Raw genomic sequence first — 23,605 nt, 5'->3', positions numbered from 1 at the left:
GTCCTTCGTGAGTTGTGGGGTGACCTTGTAACCTTGAATTTAATTTTCTGAAAGTTGCCAGTTCACTAATGTCGAAATATCCCGACCTGGCCAGAACGCTGTAGAAAACTGGTGAAATGTGTCCGTTAGAAAGGAAAAACAAATCTTCGCCTTTTCCATCCATTGTAAAATCAGTAGAGTGGTTCATTACCTCGAAATACAGTGCGGTAAAGAAATCTGCACAGCCTAGAGACCCTCCCGGGTGACCAGATTGGCAGCCGTGTACCATTCTAACAATATCCCTTCTTACCTGAGAAGCAATATCTTCTAATTCTTTGATTGTATGTTTCATTAATTGGGGTTGTTGATTAATATGACAAACTTAACTAAAACTGCGCAAGCATTCATGCGCACAGTTAAAATAAATATTCCAATTATAGGGCTTATATTTTAAAAAATACTCAGATAATAATAAAAAGGAATATTAAAAGACATGGCAAAAAAACGCAGGTCAGAAAATACCTGTTTTAGCTACTAGTAAATTGTTTTTTGTTGATCTAAACTGAAAGGGTGTAATATTAAACTATGCCGACAATTGAAAAATAATTTTTTAACATTTAGAAAATATTTGTTTATATTTATGTTAGTTGCATACCAAACAAAGAAATAGATGCATGCCAACCAATTAAAATATTGGAGTGAATCAGATCTTTTCGTTAAACTCGGTGAGGGGGACGAGCGGGCCTTTGGCCACGTATTTAAGAAATATTTTTCTTCTCTATGTTATTTTGCGAACAAGTATGTGTTTGATGTGCAGGAAGCCGAGGACATCGTTGAAGAGGTTTTTGAGAAACTTTGGAAATGCAATCATCATATCAGTTGTTCAGAGCATTTGAGATCGTATTTGTATATGGTTACCAAGCGTACCTGTATGGACCATCTTAGCAAGAATAATCATGCTAAAGAAAGGCAATTGAATTTTGCGATGCGGATTGGAGATCAGGAACCAGATTTTATTTATGAAATGATTCGTTCCGAGGTTTTAAGGGATATTTACCTCGAAATTAATGGTTTGCCAGAACAATGTAGTAGAATTGTTTCTATGAGTTATATTGAGGGGCTTCGTAACGAAGAGATTGCAGAAAAGCTTGGACTTTCTGTTCAAACGGTTAAAAATCAGAAAACCAGGGGTGTCTCCATTCTAAGAGGCAGGCTTGTATAGTACTTTTTATGTTACTTTTGGAAGCGTCTAATTAAATAATTCAAGGCAGAATAGGTCGCTTCGGCACTTAAAGCTTCTATTTCAATTGAATTTACATCCCAAAGAGCCAATCCATCTCTCGCGTGCATTAACCGACCATTAATTTCAAAAGCCCCAGATATATTGAGAGTATGGAGGATTACATAAAGATTCATTTGACTAATGATAAGCCTGTTTTAACATTAATGTCTTTAAAAAAGATACTAGAGTTCATCCCAGAACAGTAATTTAGGCGAATTCACAGAAGTTATATTATTCCTTTATTTCGGCTCAGATCTGTTCAAAATAGAAAGATACAACTGAGTCATATTATACTCCCAATCGGAGAAAGTTATGCGGAGCAGGTTAAAAGGGGTGGCTTAGAACTAAACTATTATGAGGATTTCCTGTTATAAAAGACCTTAATTGACTTCCTTTTTCTAATTTAGTGAAAATTTAATGCCATTTGAATCCTAAAAAAGCGACTGCAGATTTAAACATCAAATCTTTAACTTTTAAAGAGCGGATAGCCGCGTTCAGGAATTTGCCAGAGTTTTTTGAACTGGTATGGCAAACCAGCAGATGGATGACGATAGGCAATTTTGCCCTGCGAATTGCAAGATCAATTATGCCTCTCGCTATCCTTTGGGTAGGTAAGCATATCATTGATGAAGTAGTGCACTTAAGCAATGACGGAACCAGCCATTCGCAAGAATATCTGTGGAAACTGGTGGCGTTGGAGTTTGGATTAGCTATACTAACTGATATTCTGAGCCGTGCTATTAATTTGATGGATGGTTTATTGGGTGATTTGTTTTCCAATTATACGTCAGTAAGGATCATGAACCACGCCGCAACTTTAGATTTAGACCAGTTTGAAGATTCGATCTTTTATGATAAACTGGAGCGGGCAAGGCAGCAAACGGTGGGCCGTACTGTGCTATTATCGCAGGTAATGAGTCAGATCCAGGACCTGATTACCATGGGATTTCTTGCAGTAGGATTAGTTGCCTTTAATCCATGGCTCATAGTTGTATTATTGGTTACTATTCTCCCTGCATTTTTGGGTGAATCATATTTTAATGATCAGAGTTATGCCCTTTCAAGAAAGAGAACACCTGAACGAAGAGAACTTGATTATGTTCGCTATCTGGGTGCTAGCGACGAAACGGCAAAAGAAGTTAAGGTATTTAATCTTTCCGGTTTTATCATTAGCCGTTTTAAAACACTTTCAGAAAGGTTTTATACAGAGAATAAACAATTGTCTTTACAACGCTCGGTATGGGGCACCTTTTTTGCCTTTTTAGGAAGTACAGGATATTATCTTGCTTATGTATATATTATATATAGAACCATTAGTGGAAGTATTACTATTGGTGAACTTACATTTATGGCAGGCTCGTTCAGACAGATGCGCTCGTTAATTGAAGGAGTGTTGTTACGTTTTACAGCAGTTTCTCAGGGAGCTATTTATCTTAGTGATTTCTTTGAGTTTTTTGAAATCCAGCCTAAAATCCGAAATTTGCCACAGGCTAAGCCTTTCCCGAATCCCATTAGACAAGGTTTTAAGTTTGAAGATGTCGGGTTTCAATATGCACATTCAGAACGTTGGGCTAACCGCCATTTAAGCTTTACACTTCATCCTGATGAGAAGCTTGCATTGGTAGGAGAGAACGGCTCTGGCAAAACTACATTGGTTAAGTTACTGGCAAGGCTTTATGACCCAACAGAGGGTAGGATATTGCTAGATGGGGTGAATTTAAAAGAATATGACCTGGACGAATTGCGGATGAACGTTGGTATTATATTTCAGGATTATCTCCGTTACCAAATGACGTTTGCACAAAATATTGCAGTTGGAAATATACAAGAACAGGATAATAGAGCTCTGATAGAAAATTCAGCAAAACAAAGCTTAGCAGATGTACTGGCAGAAAAGCTCCCTTTTCATTACGATCAGATGCTTGGTAAACGCTTTTCTCAAGGAGTAGAGTTGTCTGGTGGAGAGTGGCAAAAAGTAGCTCTGGCCAGAGCGTATATGAAGGATGCACAACTCTTAATTCTTGATGAGCCAACAGCGGCCCTTGATGCGAGGGCTGAATATGAGGTTTTTCAACGTTTTGCGGAATTAACAAAAGGGAAATCTGCTGTACTGATCTCTCACCGATTTTCTACTGTGCGCATGGCCGATAGAATACTTGTACTAGAGAAGGGTCAATTGATAGAAATCGGCAGTCATGAAGAATTGATCCTTAAGAAAGGAAGGTATGCTGAATTGTTTGATCTGCAGGCAATGGGATATAGGTAAAAAAAGATTTGATTAGTACGATTGAGTTTTCGCATCGTAATAATAGCATCAATCGAAAAAGGATGCAATCAGAAGAGCAAATTAAAAGAATAGTGTCCATCATAGGTAAGCAGATTAGAGGGGAGCTGAACGCAATTGATGAGCGTGATTTGGAGATATGGATATCTGAAAGCAAGACAAACAAGATTTTGTTTGATCAGCTGACGGATCCGTCTTATAGACAAGCTGAACTAATGGAGATGCGAAGTTTTACAAGCGCACCTGCGGCATTTGCAAACTTTATGGAAAAATATGGCGATCGTATACCTACTGAAGATCAAGTATATATTTCTCCAAAACCTGAATTGACAAAGAAATGGGATTATGAATTCTTAAAATATGGAGCCACCGCCATTATTCTTTTAGCACTTTCTACAGGCTTTTTTATTTACCTTAATAATAAAAGCGTAATTGAAAGTAATGATTCGCAAGCCAATTTATTGCCCCGATCTAAAATATTAAGAGCCAACGATCAATCCTTGATTTTAAAACCAAGCCCGCATTCAGCCCTTGTTGATAAGAATGCCCATGTTTATAATATAAATATAAAAGAAGCGATAACCTGGAAACAAGGTTTCTTTACCATCAAGAATGAAACTCTTGAATCTCTCATGAAAAGGATTGAAAGCTGGTATGATGTAGATGTAATATATGCCGATTGCAATATTGGTAAAACCTTATACACCGGCTCCACCTACAGGTTCAGTAATATCTATTCATTACTCAATAAGCTCGAAAGAACCGGTCCCGCTAAATTTAAGATTGAAGGCAGAAGGATCATGGTTGAACTTCGGTATCGATAGTTTTTCCCCAATTTGGCTGTCCTGCCTAAATAGCACCACAACTTTTTAATAACATGGTAATTGATAGGATACACAAACGTTTGCGCAAACAAAATGAGCAAATATTAAGTGTAAATAGCATACTTTGGTTTAATGAATGGCTATGCTAGTAACTTATTGTATATTTTTATACTTTTAGAGAGTAAAGTCAAAAATTTTTTAACAAAAAAACAAAAACAGTAAACAAAACCTAAACCTAATTATGACCAACCAAACAAAATCGACTGTAATTTCGCCCATTGTAACTATTGGGGCTCTGTTTTTCATTTTTGGCTTTGTAACATGGGCCAACAGCACATTAATACCCTTTCTGAAACTGGCTTGTGGTTTGAAAACTGACTTTGAAGCCTTTCTGGTAACATTTGCTTCTTATATTGCTTATTTCTTTTTAGCATTGCCATCATCATGGATTCTTAAAAAACTGGGCTTTAGAAATGGTATCATTATTGGATTGCTTATTTTGGCTTTCGGTTCTTTAATCTTTATCCCGGCTGCAAGTTCAAGAAGTTTTGGTCTGTTCCTCACAGGTATATTTATCCAAGGTGCTGCTCTATCTTTGTTGCAAACTGCTTCAAATCCATATATTAGTATTATAGGTCCGATAGAAAGTGCGGCGAAACGCATAAGTATAATGGGGTTATGTAATAAATTTGCCGGCATTATTGTACCTATTATTATGGGTACCTTGTTTCTTAAAAATGCGTCTGGTATTGAAGCCAAAATTAATGATGCAGCAACTACCCTTGCTGAAAAAGAAGCCCTTTTAGCCGAGGTTTTAGGTCGCGTTTATACACCTTACATTGTTTTAGCAATTGTATTTACTGCTTTTGCATTGTTCATTAAATACTCTCACCTGCCTGAAGTGGATGTAGATAAGGAAGAGGTAATTGAAGGTGATGATGTAAAATCGACAAAGACTTCAATTTTCCAATTTCCACATTTATTTTTAGGAGCCTTCTGTATTTTTGTTTACGTGGCTGCGGAGGTTATGGCTGGCGATATAATTGGAGTGTATGGTAAAGCTTTAGGGATCAGTGCCGACATTAGCAAGTACTTTACAACACTTACATTAACCAGTATGCTGGTTGGCTATGTGATAGGGATTATCGCTATTCCTAAGTACATCAGTCAACAGGCTGCATTAAAAATCTGTGCAATTTTGGGTGTAATATTTATCTGTGCCGCTTATGTAACCACCGGTTACTATTCAGTAATTTTTGTTGGACTTTTGGGGCTGGCAAATTCATTAATGTGGCCTGCTATTTTCCCTTTGGGCATTAAAGGATTAGGAAAGTTTACTAAAACCGGATCGGCAATCATGATTATGGGTATTGCAGGTGGAGCGATCTGGCCATTGATTTATGGCTACCTTAAGGATTATGCACATATGCATTTCCAGCTTGCCTTCTTTGTGAGTGTGCTACCTTGTTATTTATATATATGGTTCTTTGCCGTATACGGACATAAGATTAAATCTTAAGAATAAAGTATAAAGAAGAAAAAGGCTGTCCGAAAAGATAGCCTTTTTTTTGTGTTTATTCATTTATGACAATGGAAATAGGCTGTTTTTTGAACAAAATGAATGAGGCAAATAGGTGCCTTGTTCAGGTTAAAAGGATTATTTTTAAAAAAAATGTAAAAAATTAGGGTTTTACATTTGATTAAAATTCTAGTTATGCTTATTTCCTTGTTACGAAAGAAGCTCAATGATATATCTATATCCAGAAAACTATATTTTACCATTGGTATAATCACTTTTTTGGTTATAGTAGAGTTGTGCACTTTATGGTTCTCAATTACGACACTGTCAGCAGTTAGATCTTACGTCGGTGGGGAAGGACTATGGTCCAAATCGCAGAAGAATGCTATTCTGAACCTCAGGGAGTATGGCTACACTTATGATGAAAAGAATTATCACGCTTTTAAAGAATTTCTAAAGGTTCCTTTTGGTGATAAAATTGCCAGAATAGAAATGGGAAAGGCAAATCCTGATCTGGAGGCAGTAAGAGCGGGTTTTTTGCAAGGCAGAAATCATCCAGCCGATATTGATAATATGATTGGCCTCACCAAGAGATTTAGTAAGGTGTATTACTTGAATAAAGCCTTTGTTGCATGGCAAAAAGCTGAGCCGGTTTTAGATGAGCTTCTTACGATTGGTGAGGAACTTCATGCGTTGATTACGGCTCCAAAGATAGATAAGGAAAAGATAAAGATTTTGCTAAACGAAATTGAAAGACTTAATACTGAGCTTACCATTTTAGAAGATGGGTTTTCTTATACACTTGGAGAAGGCGCAAGATGGTTAGAAAGTATGGTGCTTAAATTGGTTCTGGCGCTTTCGATAACCATTGGTACAACTAGCATTGTTATTGCCATATCTATAAACAAAAGTATTAAAAAAGGCCTGGATGTTATCGTAGAGGGTGCCGAACTTGTAAAGAAAGGGCAACTTGACACCCGCGTAAAGATTTTTGCAAATGATGAAATTGGAAGGGTAGCTAATGCATTTAATGAAATGATTGAGACCTTGGAACATAAAGTAGCAGAATCAAAGGTTACGGAAGCTAAACTTGTAACTGAGCGGCATAGAGCTCAATCTTCTGAGAAAGCCAAGCACGTTTTCCTTGTAAATATGAGCCATGAAATAAGGACTCCTATGAACGGTATTCAAGGGTTTGCGAGCTATATTAGAGAGTCCCTGGTTGATAAAGAACATCTTGAGGCAATTGAGATGATTATAAAATCTGCCGATCATTTAATGAGGATATTAAATGACATTTTGGATTTTTCCGGGCTTGGTAATGAGGATGTTGATTTTATTAAACAACCGTTAAAAGTTAGGGATGTAATTAAAGATGCTTGTCTTTATGTGGAATCTAATGCCAAGTTTAAGAAAATTGGTTTAAGCTATTCTATAGGAACAAGAGTACCAAATATTTTTATTGGGGATTCTATCCGGCTCTCTCAAATTTTTGTGAACCTGGTATCCAATGCCATAAAATTTACAGAAAAAGGCGAGGTGGTTATTTCTGCAGATCTTATAGAAGAAACCAAGGAGAATGTGATTATTGAGTTCAGGATTAAAGATACAGGGATTGGAATCCCAATCGAAAAGCAACAGAAAATATTTGAGTTGTTTGAGCAGGGTACAAGTGGAACTTCACGTAAGTTTGGGGGGGTTGGTTTAGGATTGAGTATGGTTAAACGACTGGTTGAACTACAGAATGGAAAAATATTCTTGGAAAGTACCCCGGGAGACGGGTCTGTGTTTTATTTCAGAATGCCTTTTGTGAAAATAAATGATCGTGAAAAGGATAACCATATTCCTGCCGGACCTGATACTGGAGAAGAGCCTGGAAGGGGAATCAAAGTGCTGATTGTTGAAGATAATCCAATTAATCAGCTTTTGGTTATCAAGGTATTGCAAAAGAGAGGATACGAAACCACAATTGCTCAAAATGGGAAAATAGGTATAGAAAAATATAAGAGCGAGGATTTTGATATTATTTTAATGGATCTGCAAATGCCGGAAATGGACGGATATGAGGCCACTAAATACATACGCCGGATGGGCGCAGAAAAAGCAGGTATTCCAATTGTGGCTATGACGGCCCATACCATACAGGGAGAGCTCGAGAAGTGCCTGGCAATTGGAATGAATGACTATGTTTCTAAACCTTTTAGTTCGGATGAACTAAATTTAAAGATTCAGCATCTTGTTGGAAGTAAGCATAAAGATGAAAAGTCTGTACTAAAGTAACTCTAAAACCTGTGCAGTTGAATTCTTAGTATCTACCTTTTTTATGATGTGCGAGATGAGGCCAGTTTCATCAATAAGGAAAGTAGTTCTATGGGTTCCCATATATTTCTTTCCATACATATTTTTTTCGCCCCAAACACCGTAAGCTTCAACAATTTTTTGATCAGTATCAGCAAGGAGTGTAAATGGCAAGCTGTGTTTTGTAACAAATTTTTGGTGTGATTTTTCGTCATCAACACTTACGCCCAATACTACAATTCCTTTGGCTGTTAGTCCCTGATAATTGTCTCTGAAATCACACGCTTCTGCAGTACAACCTGGGGTGTCATCTTTAGGATAAAAGTAGAGTACTACTTTTTTTCCGATAAATTGTGATAAGGAAACATTGTTGCCATCTTGGTCTTTCGCAGTAAAATTCGGGGCCTTTTGGCCTTCTTTTAATTCACTCATAATGCTATTTATAAAAAGAAATTGAATAATTTTTGATGTTGTCTTTCATATCTGAAACAATCACCTCCAGCATATGTTTGCCCGGAGGCGTAGTGTCATCAAATGTATGCCATAAAGAAGCTGTTTTGGTGTCAAACTCCATTAATACCCATCTTCCGTCAATATAGCCATTAAAGCTCTTAATTCCGGATAAGTTATCTCTGATTTTGAATGACATTTTACTTATTCCAGCCATGCTTTTCCCATCTGATATATTTAAGGGGATTATGCTTGGTGGAATAGTGTCTATGGCTATAAAGAAGCTTCCAAAGGTGCGTGGTTTGGCTTTTACATATCCATTTTCATAATATCCGCCTTGTGACGATCTTGAAGTACTTACGATAAGGGCCTTTTCTTTGTACTTGTTAATTGAACTGTCTGCTTTAATCCATATTTCAAATCCCGAATGCAATGGAGTTAAAGGGTTATGAATCTGATGTATATTCGAGAATGCATTTGTTAACGGTTTTGGTAAGGTCTTGTATATAAGGTTAAGATCATTATAGAGCGTGCCCTTTGGAAGGATTACCTTTACATCTGGGTTGTTAAATTCATTGAGCGTAGCATATGAATAATGAGTACCTGCAGAGGGCTCAGGGCTGTTTATTATAGCTTTTTCATCGGCCTGCACATTGAATGACAGAACACTTTTATTGCCCGTTGCGTCTGATATAATATACTTTACCTGATGTAGCTTGCCGTCAGTGAATTCTACCCGGCCATTATTTATCAGATTGCTGTAGATATTTAAAGGATTGCCTGGATCAACAAAACTTTTCTGAATATTTCTTTTAGTGTTTATAAACGTTGGATAATCTATATGCGAGTTGATTCCCCTGCTATTATCAAACTGAAATTTTTCAAGAGCCGAAGTATAAATAGGTTTGCCATCTATCTCGAGCTGAATAGAATAAACACCATTTGTTCCCGAAGCACCGTTGTGTTTGTCGGTGGCAACAATACCAAAGCCAACCTCACCGCTTAAATTGATTGTGGTTACTTTGTTAAGGTGGTAATTGCCGGGGGCTCCACTAATCTGAAAGTATTGTTTAGGTGTAAATTCGTTAAATGGTTTCTTATTTAAACGATAAACATACATGGAATAAAGCACAGGGGGGATGTTGTCTGGTATTTCTAGACCAAATAGCTGCGGATTGATTGTAGCTTCTGTTTTAGTGTCTCTGATCTCAAAATGAAGGTGAGGGCCACCCGAGCTTCCTGTATTGCCAGAATAAGCAATAACATCTCCCTTGTGCACTGGTATAAGCAGTGAGTTAGGAAAGGAGTCGACTTCATAACTCTTCTTTTGATATTGAATGGTTTTTACTTGTTGTGCTATTTTAGGGCTAAAGCGTTGAAGATGGCCATAAACAGAAGTGTAACCATTTGGATGATTAATGTAAAGGGCAAGGCCGAAGCCGCTGTTCTGTACCCGAAGCCTGGAGATATATCCATCTGCAATGGCATATACGGGGTAGCCTTCTCGTTGATTGGTCCGATAGTCCATGCCAGAATGAAAGTGGTTAGCCCTTAATTCTCCAAATGAGCCGGCCAGAGCCGGTGGTGTAATGTCTAGAGGAGCCCTGAAATCCACTAGTGGGTATTTGTTGCCGCTGAATACTTGTTGTCCTTTTAAGCATACTACTGAAAGAGCAACAAGTATTAGTGTTAAGTTCAGTTTAATCATCAATGCTATTTTATATCGAAATTAAGTAGTTGCTGACCCGCTAACCACGCCTCTAATTTATCACCTGGCAGAACTTTACCAACGCCTTCCGGCGTACCGGTAAAAATAAGATCACCTTTTTTTAATGTAATGTATTTAGATACAAAGGCAATTATTCTCTCAAACGGGAAGAGCATATTTTTAGTATTGCCAATTTGCCTGGTCTCATTGTTGATTTTTAGCTCGAAGTCGAGGTCATATATGTTTGTGAATTGGGTTTTAGGAACAAAAGTACTTATGACAGCAGAATTGTCGAAAGCTTTGGCTAACTCCCAGGGTAAACCTTTCTCTTTATGTAGCGTCTGGATATCTCGCGCAGTAAAATCTATGCCGAGGCCCATTTCCTCATAATAATTGGGAGCGAACTTTTCAGAAATATGTTTGCCTTCTTTACAAATTTTCAAAACCACTTCAAGTTCGTAGTGTATGTCTGAAGAAAAATCTGGTATATAAAAAGGTTTGTTGTCTTTTAATACTGCGGTATCTGGTTTTAGAAATATAACCGGATTTTCCGGCGTTGGGTTATTTAGCTCTTTAATATGCGCGGCGTAATTACGGCCTATAGCGATTACCTTCATTTGTATTATGTTTTGTGAATAACACTAACCGCTGCTAAATTATACATTCTATACAGACGAAACAATTAGGAAGATTGATTAAATGTTGACTATAAAACTGAAATGCGTTTTACTACTGTTTCAGACCCTGCTACTATTTTTAAAAAATAGATACCTGGATTTAAACGATTGGGGATAGTATAGCTTTTGGTTTGTTCCCCAGAGGAAATGCGCTCATTTGAAAGCGTTACAACTTCATTGCCCAGCAAATCCATAATTTTAACAGAAAGATTTGACTCACGATCAAGTCTTAGCATTAAATTTACCTGATCGTCAACAGGATTAGGATAAACTTTTAAAACAGTAAGGATTTTATCTTGTTTAGTTTGAGTGGTTGGAACAACTTTTGCATTAGAGATCACATCATTATATTGTATAAATCCTAAGTTGTATTTGGGCTTGTACGTTGGTATGTTGACCTTGATTTGTGGTGTTTTGTTAATTCTCTTTGCCCTGGCACTGTTTATTGTACTGTCAGACTTTTGCGCAAAAACATTAACGCTGCCAAAGACACCCATGCAAATTATGCAGGAGATATGAAAGAGAAGCGCTATTCTGTGTTTCTTGCTCATGTTTGGTATTGCCAAAAATATAAATAATAAAACAAAAAAATCAATCATTTTGTTCAATAAAAAAATATTTAACAATATTTAACAAGTATTAACGTTTGGAGACCCTAAAGTTGTGGCGTAAATACCACATGTTGGGGTTCAAAAAAATCAGAAAACAATGCATTTACATAAGAATTACTGTAATTTTACCCACCAAAACAAAATAAGATAAGTGTCGAGTCAAAAGAATTTAAGTGCGCTCACCGCAGGAGGTTTACTTGTAAGTTTAGGGATCGTATACGGTGATATTGGAACTTCTCCTCTCTATACCTTAAAAGCCATTTTTAATTCAGTGGTTAATGGTGGGCAAAATGTTGATGTAAATCTTGTGCTTGGTGCTTTGTCTTGTATCATATGGACTTTAACCTTGCAGACTACTGTAAAGTATGTTGTTATTACATTAAAAGCGGATAATAAGGGTGAGGGTGGTATTTTTTCTTTATACTCCCTTGTTCGTAAAAATGCAAAGTGGCTTGTTATTCCTGCAATCATAGGTGGTTGTGCTTTGTTGGCTGATGGTATCATTACGCCAAGTATAACAGTTACCTCTGCTGTTGAAGGCTTGCAATTGAAATTTCCTTCTGTATCGGTAATTCCTATAGTTCTTGCTATCATTACTGCATTGTTTGTAATACAACAATTCGGGACTGATTTGGTAGGAAAGCTATTTGGTCCAGTTATGTTTCTGTGGTTTAGCACACTTGGATTATTAGGTCTTCTTTATGTTGTGCAGGATTTAAGTATTCTAAGAGCATTAAATCCATATTACGCTTATGAACTGTTGGTGAATAATCCGATGGCTTTATTAATATTAGGAGGGGTGTTTTTATGTACTACAGGAGCCGAGGCATTGTATTCAGACATGGGGCATTGCGGAAGAAAAAACATTCGCGTTAGTTGGGTTTTTGTAAAAACAACCTTGATTTTTAATTACCTTGGACAAGGTGTTTGGGTGTTGCAACATGGCAATTACAACACCACTTTGAATCCCTTCTTTGAAATAGTACCATCCGAATATCTGTTGTTTATGGTTGCACTTGCAACTTGCGCAGCGGTGATTGCCAGTCAGGCGATGATTACTGGTTCTTTTACTTTAATATCTGAAGCAGTAAGGTTAAATCTTTGGCCAAAAGTTAGAATCAATTATCCAAGTAATCAAAAGGGACAGATTTATGTTCCTTCTATTAACTGGATTCTTTGGGCGGGCTGTATCGGAATTGTATTGATATTTAAAAGCTCAGGGGCAATGGAAGGCGCTTATGGTTTGGCTATAAACCTAACCTTTCTTTCTACTACGATATTGATTGCAGCTTATATGAAGCGTAAAAAGGTTCCGATATATGTAATTGGAACTTTTTTAGTAATTTATATTTTACTCGAACTTACCTTCCTGATAGGAAATATGGCGAAGTTTTTCCATGGAGGTTGGGTAACGGTATTGATTGGATCTGCGTTGTTTACTGTAATGTGGAGTTGGTATGTTGCCAGGAAGATAAAAAACCGGTTTGTTAAATATGTTGAAATAGAGGATTATTTTGAGATAATAAGTGAACTAAGTAGTGATATTTCCGTTCCAAAATATTCTTCCCAATTGGTATACCTTACCAGTGCCAATTTTAAAACAGAAATAGAATCAAAGATTATTTACTCAATTATCCAGAAAGAACCCAAGCGAGCTGATGTTTATTGGCTCGTGCATGTTGACGTTGTTGATGAACCATTTACCCGGGATTATAAAGTAGAATTCCTGATTCCGGGAAAGCTTATCCGTATTGATTTTAAGCTCGGATTTAGGGTGGAACAAAGAGTTAATCTTTTATACCGAAAAGTGATTGAAGATCTGGTGAAAAATGGTGAGGTTGATATTACAAGCCAGTATACGTCTTTAAATAAACATAAGATTGCTGGTGACTTTAGATTTGTACTCTTAGAAAAACATCTATCTAAGTTTTCTAAACTGAGTTTCTATGAGCGCTCAATAATGGACTACTACTTTGTGTTGAAGCGTTTGAGCTTATCCGAAGAGCGAAGTTTTGGCCTTGACTCAAGTTACGTGGATGTAGAGAAAGTTCCATTAATCTTTGTAACTCCTGATGATATAGAGCTTAACAGGCTTCCGGTTTAATTGCACAAAAAAGGCTCCGGGGAGGAGCCTCTATTGTCGGCCTTCCAACCAGACAATTATAGGGATAATTAGGAGGGCAATTTAAATGGTAATCAAGTCCTTGAATACCATTTGTTTTTTACAATTATAAATGTAGAGATATATTCTCAAATTGTGGAATTATTTTTAATAAATATTTTTTTATTTTGAAAATATTGTATCGTTGGGCAATATTTTCTACAGTTTAAGAGAGTAAGGGTATTAAAAAAGGCTGCAATTGCAGCCTTTTTTATTTATATGTTGTTTTCTTTAAGTCTGAGTTTGCTGTGCTTAAAGCCATATAAGAAATAGACAAATAGACCGACAATCAACCAGATCCCGAATCCTATCCAATTGGATATACCCAATTCACACATCATATAGAGACAACTTATTAAGCCCAAAACAGGAATAAGAGAAAGATTTTTAGTAATGCAGTAGTAAATAATTACGAGGCAGATAAAAAAGAAAATCCACATAGGGATTTTGTGTTTAAAGAGTTTCCACCCACTTTCATACTTCTTTTCCAGGGCTAGCTGTGAATTGTTTATGAACTGCTCATACTGTTTGGAGGATAGCTGATTTAAATACGCTTCTGAATCTGTGTTCTTCTCAATAAGATTAGCTTTAGTTTGAGCAATTGCTATTTCTTTTTTAACTATGCCGAGCTCATTTTCATTTAAAGCGGTAATAAAACTTACAGGATCATATATTCTTGGGGTATTGAAAATAAACGAGATAGTTTCTTTTTTGTAAAAGCTAAAACCAAAAAATAATGTACCGATGAATAAGAGAGGAACAATGAATTTAGAATTCATATATGGAATTCTGAATTTCCCTCTTTGAATATCTGGCTTGTTTTGTAAAACAAGAACTCCCGCACATACCAGCACAAATGCAAACAATGTACCAATAGAGCAAAGATCTGTTACAATGGTAAGGTTCATGAAAAGTGAAGGAATTGCCACCACAAAGCCCACTACGATGGTAGCAAAAGATGGGGTGTGGTATTTAGGGTGGATCTTTGAAAATGATTTCGGAAGCAGGCCATCGCGGCTCATGCTCATCCATATTCTTGGCTGACCCATTTGAAACACCAAAAGTACGCTTGCCATAGCAAATACTGCGCTTACGGCTATTATTCCACTCATTAGCTTCAAATCTATCTGGTCAAAGACAAATGCAAGTGGGTCGCCAACGGCAAGTAATTTGAAGTTAACGATCCCTGTAAGCACAAGTGCAATTGCTACATATAGAATTGTACAAATGATAATCGCCCACATCATTCCCCTTGGTAAGTCTCTTTGGGGATTTCTGCATTCCTCGGCAGTCGTAGAAATGGCGTCAAAGCCTATGTATGCAAAAAAAACTGCTGATACTCCCTTTAATACTCCTGATACTCCATTGGGAGCAAAGGGATCCCAATTACCAGTGTCAACATAAAAAACACCTACTGCAAGTACTAGTAAAATAACTGCTAGTTTTACAATAACCATTGCATTACTTGCATTTCTAGATTCTTTCATTCCTCTGTATACCAGCCAGGTAATAAAAATGATAATACCCAGAGCGGGTAAGTCCGCTACAAGATGAAAGCCCCCAATTTGTGGGGCTGTTATCCAGGCATTGTTTGCTATTCTTGTTGCGTCATCCAGATTTGCGTAGTTTTTTCCTGCGTTCACAAGTGCTTCAGCATGTGCATGACCATTATATGCGGTCAGATAGTCCATTGTAGTCCAATCAGGCAGGTGAATGCCATTTATGCCAAATGCAGGTATTCGTATGGAGGAGAGGAGTCCGGTAAAATAATCGGACCAGGATATAGCAACAGTTATGTTTCCAATAGCATACTCCATAATGAGCGACCATCCAATGATCCAGGCTACCAGTTCACCAAACGCAACATATGAATAGGTATATGCGCTTCCAGATACAGGAACCATTGAGGCAAATTCTGCATATGCAAAAGCAGCAAAACTACAAGCAATGGCAGTAAATATAAAAAGGAATATTACCGCAGGGCCACCGTCGGCACTTGCTTTGCCAATTGTACTGAAAATGCCCGCCCCAATTATAGCGGCGATACCGAAAGCCGTTAAATCCCGTACACCAAGTGTTTTATGGAGCGAAGCTCCGTGATCACCATAGCCTTTTTCTGCATCTTCCAATATTTTGGCTATTGACTTTTTTCTGAAAAGTTTTTCAAACATACATTAGTGGTTAGGTTCGGTTTTGATATTCAAACTTAGATATTATGTGGTAAACTTAGCCTAATTTATGCAATTCATCTTTTACAAATGATGCCAGCTCCTCAATGTAGTTTAAGCTGAAATCAAATTTAATTCCCGCAGTTTCGTAAATTTCATTGATGGGTTTGGTATATCCTAATGATAGTGCTGCAAGGTATTGCTCCAATGCTTGTTCAGGATTTTCCTTGTAATTTTTCCAGATCGCTATTGCTCCTAATTGTGCAATAGCATATTCAATATAATAAAAAGGGACTTCGAAAAGATGCAGTTGTTTTTGCCAAATATTCCCGAACTCTTGTTCCAGGCCATCCCAGCTAGCAAATCCGCTACCAAAACGTGTATATATTTGCTTAAAGGCTTCCTCTCTGTCAGCGGCATTATGACCAGAATTGGTATAGATCCAATGTTGGAACTGATCTATAACAGCAACCCATGGCAAAGTTTTTAGCACATCGGCAAGCTGCTCTTTTTTTGCCCTGATGAGATCCTCTTCATTATCAAAATAGATGTTCCAGTTATCCATTGAAATGAGTTCCATGCTCATTGAAGCAAGTTCTGCGACCTCCGAAGGACAGTGTTTAAAGTCATTTAATTCCAGATTTGCAGTAAGGAAGGTATGTATGGCATGGCCGCCTTCATGGACCATAGTAGTTAGGTCTCTTAGCGAATTGGCAGAGTTCATGAAAATAAAAGGTGCGCCGGTTTCTGCAAGAGGATAGTTATAACCACCTGGTGCTTTTCCTTTTCTGCTTTCTACATCAAAAAGGTTGTTAGCTTTCATAATGGAAAGCATCTGGCCCAATTTAGGGTTAATGGCATTAAAGCAGTCGATACTTTTATCAATTAACTCTTTTCCATTTTTAAATGGTTTTAAAGCTGGTTTTCCAGTGGGGCTTACCTCCATATCCCATGGCTTTAATTCATCAATTCCAAGTAGTTCAGCTCTTTTTTCCGCCTGTTCCTTTAGGATGGGAACAATTTGCTTTTCAATAGCTTCATGAAAATGGTAACAATCCTGCGGCGTATAATCAAAACGGCCAAGCGCCTGGAACATATAATCTCGATAGTTCTCGAAACCAGCATTTACTGCTACCTGATGGCGCATAACTATCAACTCATCAAACAAAATGTTTAATTCATCCTTATTTACGAGGCGACGTTGTTGTATGGTTTCCCATGCCTGTTGTCTTACACTTCTATCCGTATCTTTAACAAAGTTGGCTGCTTGTTCCAGTGTATATTCCTTGTCGTTGATCATCACGCTCATTGCCCCGGTTATTGCCTGATACTTTTGCTGAGTTACCTGAAGTTTAGTTAAGAGTTCTACATTTTCTTCGCGATAAATCTCTAAAGCTTTTCTGATTGCTCTGATGTAGACAAAATATTTATCATGGTCCAGTTCATCAATAAACGGACTATCGTTAAATTTTTGGTTAAGCTGATTCGCTATTGGCGAAATTTTAGGTTCAATTTCGGTAGCAAAATATTGGAAATCTTTTACTAAGGTCTCATTACCAGTATCACAGCTCATTTTAATATATCGCCATGCAAAATCCTCTTCAAGAGCAGCTTCTAATTCACTTTTGTCCTTTAACCATTGTTCTAAATCATTTACATTGTCTATTGGACGAGCCAATAGCTCATTAAGTATGGGTTCAAGATTGTCCCATTTCATTTCCAGATTTTGAGGGATATAGATTCTTTTCTTTTTAGGTATGGTAAGGTTAATCATAATTAGAAATTAAAATTGGTTCTTAAGAAGGCATCAATTAAAAAACAAATGGCAAATATCACTGAAGCAAAACCATTTGTGGTGGCGAATGCTTTATTTACTTTACTGATGTCGTTAGGTTTTACGAGTAAGTGCTGATAAGTTAGCATAAAGCAAAAGAATGCTACGCCTACATAATAAACCCAGCTGAATGTAGTAAACATTACCGGTAGGATTACGCAAAGTGCGGAAAAGACATGCAATACTACCGAAAGATTTAAGGCATTTTTGATTCCCATTGCTGCCGGGATAGAATGTAGTTTTTCATTTCTGTCAAAATCTTCATCCTGTAAAGCATATATGATATCAAATCCACTAACCCAAAACAATACGGCAAATGAATAAAGAACAGGAACAATGTTGAATACCCCTGTTACTGCAATGTAGGCGCCAATGGGAGCAAGTGAAAGCCCCAGGCCCAATACCATATGGCACAATGCTGTAAATCTTTTTGTGTAACTGTAAAATAGTACTACAAAGAGGGCCACAGGCGAAAGATAAAAGCAAAGGCTGTTAATGAAGGCGGTAGTGGTAATAAAAAGAACGCAGTTAATAATTACGAATATTAATGCTTCATTAGCAGATATTTTACCTGCAGGAATGTCCCTCATTTGAGTGCGGGGATTTTTTGCATCTATGTTTCTGTCGAGGTACCTATTAAAGGCCATGGCTGCATTTCGAGCAAAAACCATGCACAGTAATACCAATGCCAGCAATAGCCAGTTAAATGGATTTGGAGTAGTAGTTACCCCAAGAAAAAAGCCTATCAGTGCAAAAGGCAAAGCAAAAATAGAGTGGGCAAATAATACCAGTGAAAAATACTTTTTCATTAACTTTTATTAAAAATCTTCTTTAGGGGTTAAAATGGGCATTACAAAATCTAGGTTAACCTGATCGATAAAATCTAAAACCTGATCTCTACCGGTGCTTTTCTCTGCAGAAGTTACAAAGTATGGGGGGATTTCTTCAAACCATCCTTTTAGTGCTTTTTTAAATGCCGAAACATTCTGATCGGTCTTTACCGCGCTTTGTTTATCTGCTTTGGTAAACACAAGTGCAAAAGGAATTTGGATCTCTCCCATCCAGCAGCAAAATTCAAGATCTATTTTTTGTGGTTCAAGCCTGCTATCTATTAATACAAAAACACATTGTAAGCTCTCACGCTTTGTGATGTAATTTCGTATAAATTTTTCCCAATTCTCGCGACTGCTTTTAGATACTTTGGCGTAGCCATAACCTGGTAAATCGACAATATACCACTTCTCATTAATCAGGAAATGGTTTATTAATTGGGTTTTACCTGGCCTTTGTGAGGTTTTTGCTAATCCATGTTGATTAACAAGCATGTTGATTAACGAGGATTTTCCAACGTTTGAACGTCCAATAAATGCATACTCTGGCATATTGGCAACAGGCAGCGCTGAAACCTTTGTATTACTACAAATAAATGTTGCTGATTTTATAATCATTTGACAAAGGTAGAAAATTAGTTTTCAACAATACTTATCTTTGCTGCGTACCATGAACGAAAACATCACACCATACCAATCTGAAACGGCAACAAAGAAGGAACAAGTTGCCAGCATGTTTAATAATATATCAGGAACTTATGATTTTTTAAATCACTTTATGTCCTTAGGTATTGATATTATATGGCGTAAAAAGGCAATAAGGGAACTTAAGTCTATCAAACCACGCATCATGCTTGATGTGGCAACTGGTACAGGTGACTTTGCTTTTGAGGCAATAAAAATTTTAGCACCTGAGAAAATAATTGGAGTAGATATTTCTGAAGGCATGCTTGATGTTGCGCGTAAGAAAATTCAGGATAGAAATTTACAGCACGTTTTTTCTGTTCAGACAGGGGATTCGGAAGGATTACACTTTGGCGATGATCATTTTGATGCAATAACTGTAGCTTTTGGTGTAAGGAATTACGAAAATCTCGAGAAAGGACTTGCAGATATGTACAGGGTTTTGAAACCAGGAGGTAAAATTGTTATACTGGAGTTTTCTAAACCCAGAAAATTTCCGATTAAACAGGGGTATAATTTTTACTTTAAACATGTGACACCAATGCTGGGTAAGCTATTTTCTAAAGACAATAGAGCTTACTGCTATTTGCCGGAATCTGTAGCAGCATTTCCGGATGGCGAGGAGTTTACACGTTTAATGAATAAGGTTGGTTTTACAAACACCAGGGATAGACGCCTTACGTTTGGTATAAGTGCAATTTATACTGGGACCAAATGAAAATAAAATCAGGCTTACTTATTTTATGCTTATTCGCATGTGTGTCAGCCAGAGCCCAAAATTGGGGAGGTGGGGTAGATGATTCCAATCTCCATTTCGGATTTACATTTCAGTATCTTTCATCAGAGTATAAGATTCTAAAGAGACCGGATTGGAGAGAATTTAAAAATATACTTCCCGAAGATTTGGATCCGCCTAAATTAACCGGAATATCCTCTGATTCCTCTCCGGGCTTTGGAATTGGATTTGTCGTAAATAAACGACTGATCGAAAATGCCGATCTAAGATTTACACCAATACTGGTGTTTAATGATAGGGTGTTAACTTTTCACCATGACGAACTTAAAGATAACGTTGAACGGAAGATATCCTCAACGCTAGTGGAGTTCCCACTTGGAATAAAGCTGAAATCAGATAGGAGGAATAATTTTAGAGCTTATATGATCGGAGGAGCTAAATATTCAATGGATATTTCTTCAAAGAAAAAGACAAATAATGCGAATATAACTGACCCCGGAGAGAAGATGGTAAATAATGTACGGAACTATCTCTCATATGAAGCCGGATTGGGTTTCGACCTCTATTTCGAATATTTTAAAATGTCGCCAGAGATTAAATTATCCTACTCCTTCAACAGTGTTTTAAAGGATGAACCTAATCGCTATTCTTATCCAATTGATAAATTAATGCTGCGTCATGTGACATTCAGTTTATTTTTTGAGTAATGCTACTGCTAAAAAAATTATAGCTTTGCTTAATAATCAATAAAATCAGGGATGTCAAAAATTGCATTAATTACAGGAGCAACTTCAGGTATTGGGGCTGCTTGTGCGCATTTGTTTGCGGCTCAAGGTTATAACTTAATTTTACTAGGCAGAAGAGAACAGCTTTTAACAGAGGTATCTAAACATCTGGAAGATAAATATGCCGTTGAAGTTAAAAAGATAGTTGCAGATGTAAGGGATAATGAAGATTTATCTTATCGTTTAGAAACTTTACCACAACAATGGAAGAAAGTAGATGTATTAATTAATAACGCCGGCTTAAGTCAGGGGCTTGATCCAATAGATAAAGGTAATATTGATGATTGGGACACTATGATCGACACTAATGTTAAAGGTTTGCTATATACAACACGTATAGTTTCTAACTGGATGATTGCCCGGAAATCTGGTCATATTATAAATATTGGCTCTATCGCGGGTAAAGAAGTTTACCCTAACGGAAATGTATATTGTGCCACTAAACATGCAGTAGATGCTTTAAATAAAAGTATGAGAATCGACTTGTTGCCCCATGGCATAAAAGTTACCGCTATTAATCCCGGAATGGTTGAAACGGAATTCTCTAAGGTTCGGTTTAAAGGAGATGAGGGTAGAGCAAAAAAGGTTTATGATGGATTGGAACCTCTTGTCGCAAAGGATATAGCTGAAGCAATATGGTTTGTAGTGAGCAGACCTGCTCATGTAAATATAAATGACATGTTGATAATGCCAACAGCACAGGCAACAGGTACTATAATTAATAGAAAATAGAATACTAACAGAAAATCATATGATAGCTAATACAATAGATCAGGAAATAAAACAGGCAATGCTTGCAAAAGACCAGGCAAGGCTTAGAGGTTTAAGGGCAATAAAGGCAGCTTTGTTATTGGCGAAAACTGAGAAGGGATCATCAGAGGAAATTACCGAAGAAGCTGAACTTAAGATTTTACAAAGATTAATTAAACAGCGTAAAGAGTCGGCTGATATTTATAAACAACAAGGCAGAGAAGATTTGAGTACTGTAGAAGAAGAAGAAATTGAGGTAATCAGCAATTTTATGCCTAAACAACTAGACAGAGCTGAAATTGAAGCGGTGATTTCACAAATTATTAAGAACTCCGGTGCGAATTCTGTAAAGGAGATGGGTAAGGTAATGGGGTTAGCCAATAAGGAACTGGCAGGTAAAGCCGATGGTAAGTTAATTGCAGAGATTGTAAAAACACAATTGGCATAAATTGTGTTGCATTAAGCACATTAAGCCTTTTTCTTAAAATAATGTTTTAAAATTACATTAATTTAATTTTAGTCTACTAACTTAGTAGCATACCTTACAAAATATTCAATATGAGATACGAAGTAATAGAAGAAGATGGGTTTAAATATATAGAAGCTGGAAAAGGTGAGACCCTGGTATTACTTCATGGTTTGATGGGAGAACTAAGCAATTGGGAGGATGTGATTGATCATTTTAAAGAAAATTATCATGTCATTGTGCCAATTTTGCCCATTTATGAGCTCCCAATACTCACACTCGGGGTAAAAAGTTTATCTAAATACATTCACAGATTTATAAAATTCAAAAAACTCGGGCAGGTTGTTTTGATAGGGAATTCACTTGGTGGCCATGTTGGTCTTGTGTTTACAGTTTCTCATCAGGAACATGTAAAGGCACTTGTATTGACCGGCAGTTCTGGATTATATGAAAATGCTTTTGGAGGATCATTCCCAAGAAGAGAGAGTTACGATTACATTAAGGAAAAAGTAGAATTTACTTTCTTCGATCCGGCAACCGCAACAAAAGAACTGGTTGATGAAGTTTATAAAAGTGTTAACGATCGTTCAAGAGTAATTAGAATTCTGGCATTGGCAAAATCTGCTATTCGTCATAATATGTCTAAAGACCTTTCCCGTATAACTATACCTGTTTCTTTAATCTGGGGTAAGCAAGATAAAGTAACACCACCGGAAGTTGCAGAAGAATTTCATCAACTTTTGCCGAATTCAGAATTGAATTGGGTAGATTTATGTGGCCATGCACCAATGATGGAGCGACCAGAGGTTTTTAATGATTATCTTGATAAGTTTTTAAATAGAATTTTACTTAAATAATGTTTGCATCTGAACTCATATCTAATTCAATACCACCGCTAAAGACGTCTGATTCGGTTCAGAAAGCTTTGGACAGAATGGCTGAGTTCAAATTATATCATTTACCAATTGTTAACGAAACCCAGTTTCTTGGATTAGTTGCTGAGGAAGAGTTAATTGAAGTTAGAGATGTTCAACAGCCTATTGGTAGTTTATCACTTTCCATCTTAAATCCATTTGTATTTGAAGATGTTCACGTTTATGACATCATAAGGTTGTTTAATCAGCTACACTTATCGGTAGTTCCGGTATTGGATTATAAAAAGAATTATTTAGGCCTGATATCAATAAACAGTCTTTTAGAGTACACCTCAAATATCTTTGCGGTAAAGGAATACGGCGGTATAATTGTTTTGGAAATAAGTAATAGGAACAATTCGTTGTCACATATGGCGCAGATTGTTGAAGCAGATAATGCTCAGATCCTCTCATCTTATGTGCAATCCTTCCCAGATTCTACCAGATTAGAAGTTACTTTGAAAATTAATAAAACTGACCTTTCAGGAATAATAGCTTCTTTTGAACGCTACGATTACCAGGTGAAGGCAGTATTTAACAGTACCATATCTGACAATGGTACAGAAGATAGATTTAATTCATTTATGAATTATTTAAATGTATAACCAGGGTTTATACAGATTCCATAACCGCAAAATGAAAATA

Annotated in this window: 21 protein-coding genes and 1 pseudogene; 12 read left to right on the top strand and 10 right to left on the bottom strand. The window is 36.9% G+C overall.

The window, feature by feature from the left end:
- Window positions 1-331: pseudogene (locus AC1DDK_RS15810) on the bottom strand (transketolase); the annotation flags it as partial.
- 318 nt (window positions 332-649) lie between these two features.
- On the opposite strand from AC1DDK_RS15810, the gene AC1DDK_RS15805 reads away from it, so the two are divergent.
- Window positions 650-1,201 carry an RNA polymerase sigma factor gene (locus AC1DDK_RS15805; RefSeq protein ID WP_337717346.1) on the top strand — a complete coding sequence of 184 codons (552 nt, stop codon included), beginning with the start codon at window positions 650-652 and terminating at the stop codon, window positions 1,199-1,201.
- A gap of 11 nt (window positions 1,202-1,212) precedes the next feature.
- Here the strand turns inward: AC1DDK_RS15805 and AC1DDK_RS15800 are convergent, their stop codons facing one another.
- Complete coding sequence (locus AC1DDK_RS15800) at window positions 1,213-1,395, bottom strand: pirin family protein (RefSeq protein WP_262889297.1); 183 nt, start codon at window positions 1,393-1,395, stop codon at window positions 1,213-1,215.
- Between the two features lie 290 nt (window positions 1,396-1,685).
- Between AC1DDK_RS15800 and AC1DDK_RS15795 the strand changes: the two genes are divergently transcribed.
- From AC1DDK_RS15795 to AC1DDK_RS15780, 4 genes are all read left to right on the top strand, one after another.
- Entirely contained in the window at window positions 1,686-3,527 is a 1,842-nt protein-coding gene (locus tag AC1DDK_RS15795) for an ABC transporter ATP-binding protein (protein ID WP_337717348.1), read from the top strand.
- Window positions 3,528-3,589: 62 nt separating this feature from the next.
- On the top strand, window positions 3,590-4,369 hold the full coding sequence (locus tag AC1DDK_RS15790) for a DUF4974 domain-containing protein (RefSeq protein ID WP_337717350.1): 780 nt from the start codon (window positions 3,590-3,592) through the stop codon (window positions 4,367-4,369).
- A gap of 241 nt (window positions 4,370-4,610) precedes the next feature.
- A complete protein-coding gene (locus tag AC1DDK_RS15785) occupies window positions 4,611-5,888 on the top strand; it encodes a sugar MFS transporter (protein WP_172661202.1) in 1,278 nt (425 codons plus the stop codon).
- A gap of 195 nt (window positions 5,889-6,083) precedes the next feature.
- Window positions 6,084-8,168, top strand: coding sequence for a response regulator (locus tag AC1DDK_RS15780; RefSeq protein WP_337717352.1), 2,085 nt, complete (start codon window positions 6,084-6,086; stop codon window positions 8,166-8,168).
- On the opposite strand, the gene bcp is transcribed toward AC1DDK_RS15780, so the two are convergent.
- The 4 genes from bcp to AC1DDK_RS15760 all read right to left on the bottom strand — a co-directional run bounded on the left by bcp (window position 8,160) and on the right by AC1DDK_RS15760 (window position 11,572).
- On the bottom strand, window positions 8,160-8,618 hold the full coding sequence (gene bcp, locus AC1DDK_RS15775) for a thioredoxin-dependent thiol peroxidase (protein WP_172661200.1): 459 nt from the start codon (window positions 8,616-8,618) through the stop codon (window positions 8,160-8,162). The two genes, AC1DDK_RS15780 and bcp, sit on opposite strands and share 9 nt — an antisense overlap.
- Window positions 8,619-8,622: 4 nt before the next feature.
- Window positions 8,623-10,344: a M23 family metallopeptidase gene (locus tag AC1DDK_RS15770; RefSeq protein WP_337717354.1), complete on the bottom strand. Its 1,722-nt coding sequence runs from the start codon at window positions 10,342-10,344 to the stop codon at window positions 8,623-8,625.
- Between the two features lie 5 nt (window positions 10,345-10,349).
- Window positions 10,350-10,961 carry a fumarylacetoacetate hydrolase family protein gene (locus tag AC1DDK_RS15765; protein ID WP_288883595.1) on the bottom strand — a complete coding sequence of 204 codons (612 nt, stop codon included), beginning with the start codon at window positions 10,959-10,961 and terminating at the stop codon, window positions 10,350-10,352.
- Window positions 10,962-11,050: 89 nt separating this feature from the next.
- Window positions 11,051-11,572 carry a T9SS type A sorting domain-containing protein gene (locus AC1DDK_RS15760; RefSeq protein WP_246269574.1) on the bottom strand — a complete coding sequence of 174 codons (522 nt, stop codon included), beginning with the start codon at window positions 11,570-11,572 and terminating at the stop codon, window positions 11,051-11,053.
- A gap of 211 nt (window positions 11,573-11,783) precedes the next feature.
- Between AC1DDK_RS15760 and AC1DDK_RS15755 the strand changes: the two genes are divergently transcribed.
- Window positions 11,784-13,736 carry a KUP/HAK/KT family potassium transporter gene (locus tag AC1DDK_RS15755; RefSeq protein WP_288883594.1) on the top strand — a complete coding sequence of 651 codons (1,953 nt, stop codon included), beginning with the start codon at window positions 11,784-11,786 and terminating at the stop codon, window positions 13,734-13,736.
- 272 nt (window positions 13,737-14,008) lie between these two features.
- On the opposite strand, the gene AC1DDK_RS15750 is transcribed toward AC1DDK_RS15755, so the two are convergent.
- The 4 genes from AC1DDK_RS15750 to yihA are packed head-to-tail and all read right to left on the bottom strand — an operon-like array spanning window position 14,009 to window position 19,243.
- A complete protein-coding gene (locus AC1DDK_RS15750; RefSeq protein ID WP_337717356.1) occupies window positions 14,009-15,964 on the bottom strand; it encodes an amino acid permease in 1,956 nt (651 codons plus the stop codon).
- A gap of 55 nt (window positions 15,965-16,019) precedes the next feature.
- Window positions 16,020-17,735 carry a M3 family oligoendopeptidase gene (locus AC1DDK_RS15745; RefSeq protein ID WP_172661195.1) on the bottom strand — a complete coding sequence of 572 codons (1,716 nt, stop codon included), beginning with the start codon at window positions 17,733-17,735 and terminating at the stop codon, window positions 16,020-16,022.
- Between the two features lie 2 nt (window positions 17,736-17,737).
- Window positions 17,738-18,604, bottom strand: a complete 867-nt coding sequence (locus AC1DDK_RS15740) for a UbiA-like polyprenyltransferase (RefSeq protein ID WP_172661194.1) — start codon at window positions 18,602-18,604, stop codon at window positions 17,738-17,740.
- A gap of 9 nt (window positions 18,605-18,613) precedes the next feature.
- Entirely contained in the window at window positions 18,614-19,243 is a 630-nt protein-coding gene (yihA, locus tag AC1DDK_RS15735; RefSeq protein WP_048907239.1) for a ribosome biogenesis GTP-binding protein YihA/YsxC, read from the bottom strand.
- Window positions 19,244-19,295: 52 nt separating this feature from the next.
- Between yihA and ubiE the strand changes: the two genes are divergently transcribed.
- The 6 genes from ubiE (at window position 19,296) to AC1DDK_RS15705 (ending at window position 23,565) form a co-directional block, all read left to right on the top strand.
- Window positions 19,296-20,027 carry a bifunctional demethylmenaquinone methyltransferase/2-methoxy-6-polyprenyl-1,4-benzoquinol methylase UbiE gene (gene ubiE, locus AC1DDK_RS15730; RefSeq protein WP_172661193.1) on the top strand — a complete coding sequence of 244 codons (732 nt, stop codon included), beginning with the start codon at window positions 19,296-19,298 and terminating at the stop codon, window positions 20,025-20,027.
- Window positions 20,024-20,752 (top strand): type IX secretion/gliding motility protein PorT/SprT, encoded by a 729-nt coding sequence (gene porT / locus AC1DDK_RS15725; protein ID WP_172661192.1) that lies wholly within the window; start codon window positions 20,024-20,026, stop codon window positions 20,750-20,752. The genes ubiE and porT overlap by 4 nt, the downstream gene beginning before the upstream one ends.
- 51 nt (window positions 20,753-20,803) lie before the next feature.
- On the top strand, window positions 20,804-21,562 hold the full coding sequence (locus tag AC1DDK_RS15720; RefSeq protein WP_172661191.1) for an SDR family NAD(P)-dependent oxidoreductase: 759 nt from the start codon (window positions 20,804-20,806) through the stop codon (window positions 21,560-21,562).
- Between the two features lie 19 nt (window positions 21,563-21,581).
- On the top strand, window positions 21,582-22,028 hold the full coding sequence (locus AC1DDK_RS15715; RefSeq protein ID WP_172661190.1) for a GatB/YqeY domain-containing protein: 447 nt from the start codon (window positions 21,582-21,584) through the stop codon (window positions 22,026-22,028).
- A 110-nt stretch (window positions 22,029-22,138) separates the two neighbouring features.
- Window positions 22,139-22,903 (top strand): alpha/beta fold hydrolase, encoded by a 765-nt coding sequence (locus AC1DDK_RS15710; protein WP_172661189.1) that lies wholly within the window; start codon window positions 22,139-22,141, stop codon window positions 22,901-22,903.
- A complete protein-coding gene (locus AC1DDK_RS15705; RefSeq protein WP_172661188.1) occupies window positions 22,903-23,565 on the top strand; it encodes a CBS domain-containing protein in 663 nt (220 codons plus the stop codon). The genes AC1DDK_RS15710 and AC1DDK_RS15705 overlap by 1 nt, the downstream gene beginning before the upstream one ends.
- Window positions 23,566-23,605 lie beyond the last annotated feature (40 nt).

It is taken from the genome of Pedobacter sp. 05T44, assembly GCF_056395985.1.
Note: the sequence above shows the minus strand (reverse complement) of the source record. Positions and strands in the feature narration are given on the sequence as shown.

Bases quoted from the DNA above. Each gene is read 5' to 3' on its own strand.
- AC1DDK_RS15805 (WP_337717346.1), top strand. From the start codon at position 650: ATGCATGCCAACCAATTAAAATATTGGAGTGAATCAGATCTTTTCGTT.
- bcp (WP_172661200.1), bottom strand. From the start codon at position 8,618: ATGAGTGAATTAAAAGAAGGCCAAAAGGCCCCGAATTTTACTGCGAAA.
- AC1DDK_RS15800 (WP_262889297.1), bottom strand. From the start codon at position 1,395: ATGAATCTTTATGTAATCCTCCATACTCTCAATATATCTGGGGCTTTT.
- AC1DDK_RS15760 (WP_246269574.1), bottom strand. From the start codon at position 11,572: ATGAGCAAGAAACACAGAATAGCGCTTCTCTTTCATATCTCCTGCATA.
- AC1DDK_RS15790 (WP_337717350.1), top strand. From the start codon at position 3,590: ATGCAATCAGAAGAGCAAATTAAAAGAATAGTGTCCATCATAGGTAAG.
- AC1DDK_RS15780 (WP_337717352.1), top strand. From the start codon at position 6,084: ATGCTTATTTCCTTGTTACGAAAGAAGCTCAATGATATATCTATATCC.
- AC1DDK_RS15705 (WP_172661188.1), top strand. From the start codon at position 22,903: ATGTTTGCATCTGAACTCATATCTAATTCAATACCACCGCTAAAGACG.
- yihA (WP_048907239.1), bottom strand. From the start codon at position 19,243: ATGATTATAAAATCAGCAACATTTATTTGTAGTAATACAAAGGTTTCA.
- AC1DDK_RS15720 (WP_172661191.1), top strand. From the start codon at position 20,804: ATGTCAAAAATTGCATTAATTACAGGAGCAACTTCAGGTATTGGGGCT.
- AC1DDK_RS15745 (WP_172661195.1), bottom strand. From the start codon at position 17,735: ATGATTAACCTTACCATACCTAAAAAGAAAAGAATCTATATCCCTCAA.
- AC1DDK_RS15770 (WP_337717354.1), bottom strand. From the start codon at position 10,344: ATGATTAAACTGAACTTAACACTAATACTTGTTGCTCTTTCAGTAGTA.
- AC1DDK_RS15710 (WP_172661189.1), top strand. From the start codon at position 22,139: ATGAGATACGAAGTAATAGAAGAAGATGGGTTTAAATATATAGAAGCT.
- ubiE (WP_172661193.1), top strand. From the start codon at position 19,296: ATGAACGAAAACATCACACCATACCAATCTGAAACGGCAACAAAGAAG.
- AC1DDK_RS15715 (WP_172661190.1), top strand. From the start codon at position 21,582: ATGATAGCTAATACAATAGATCAGGAAATAAAACAGGCAATGCTTGCA.
- AC1DDK_RS15750 (WP_337717356.1), bottom strand. From the start codon at position 15,964: ATGTTTGAAAAACTTTTCAGAAAAAAGTCAATAGCCAAAATATTGGAA.
- AC1DDK_RS15765 (WP_288883595.1), bottom strand. From the start codon at position 10,961: ATGAAGGTAATCGCTATAGGCCGTAATTACGCCGCGCATATTAAAGAG.
- AC1DDK_RS15785 (WP_172661202.1), top strand. From the start codon at position 4,611: ATGACCAACCAAACAAAATCGACTGTAATTTCGCCCATTGTAACTATT.
- porT (WP_172661192.1), top strand. From the start codon at position 20,024: ATGAAAATAAAATCAGGCTTACTTATTTTATGCTTATTCGCATGTGTG.
- AC1DDK_RS15740 (WP_172661194.1), bottom strand. From the start codon at position 18,604: ATGAAAAAGTATTTTTCACTGGTATTATTTGCCCACTCTATTTTTGCT.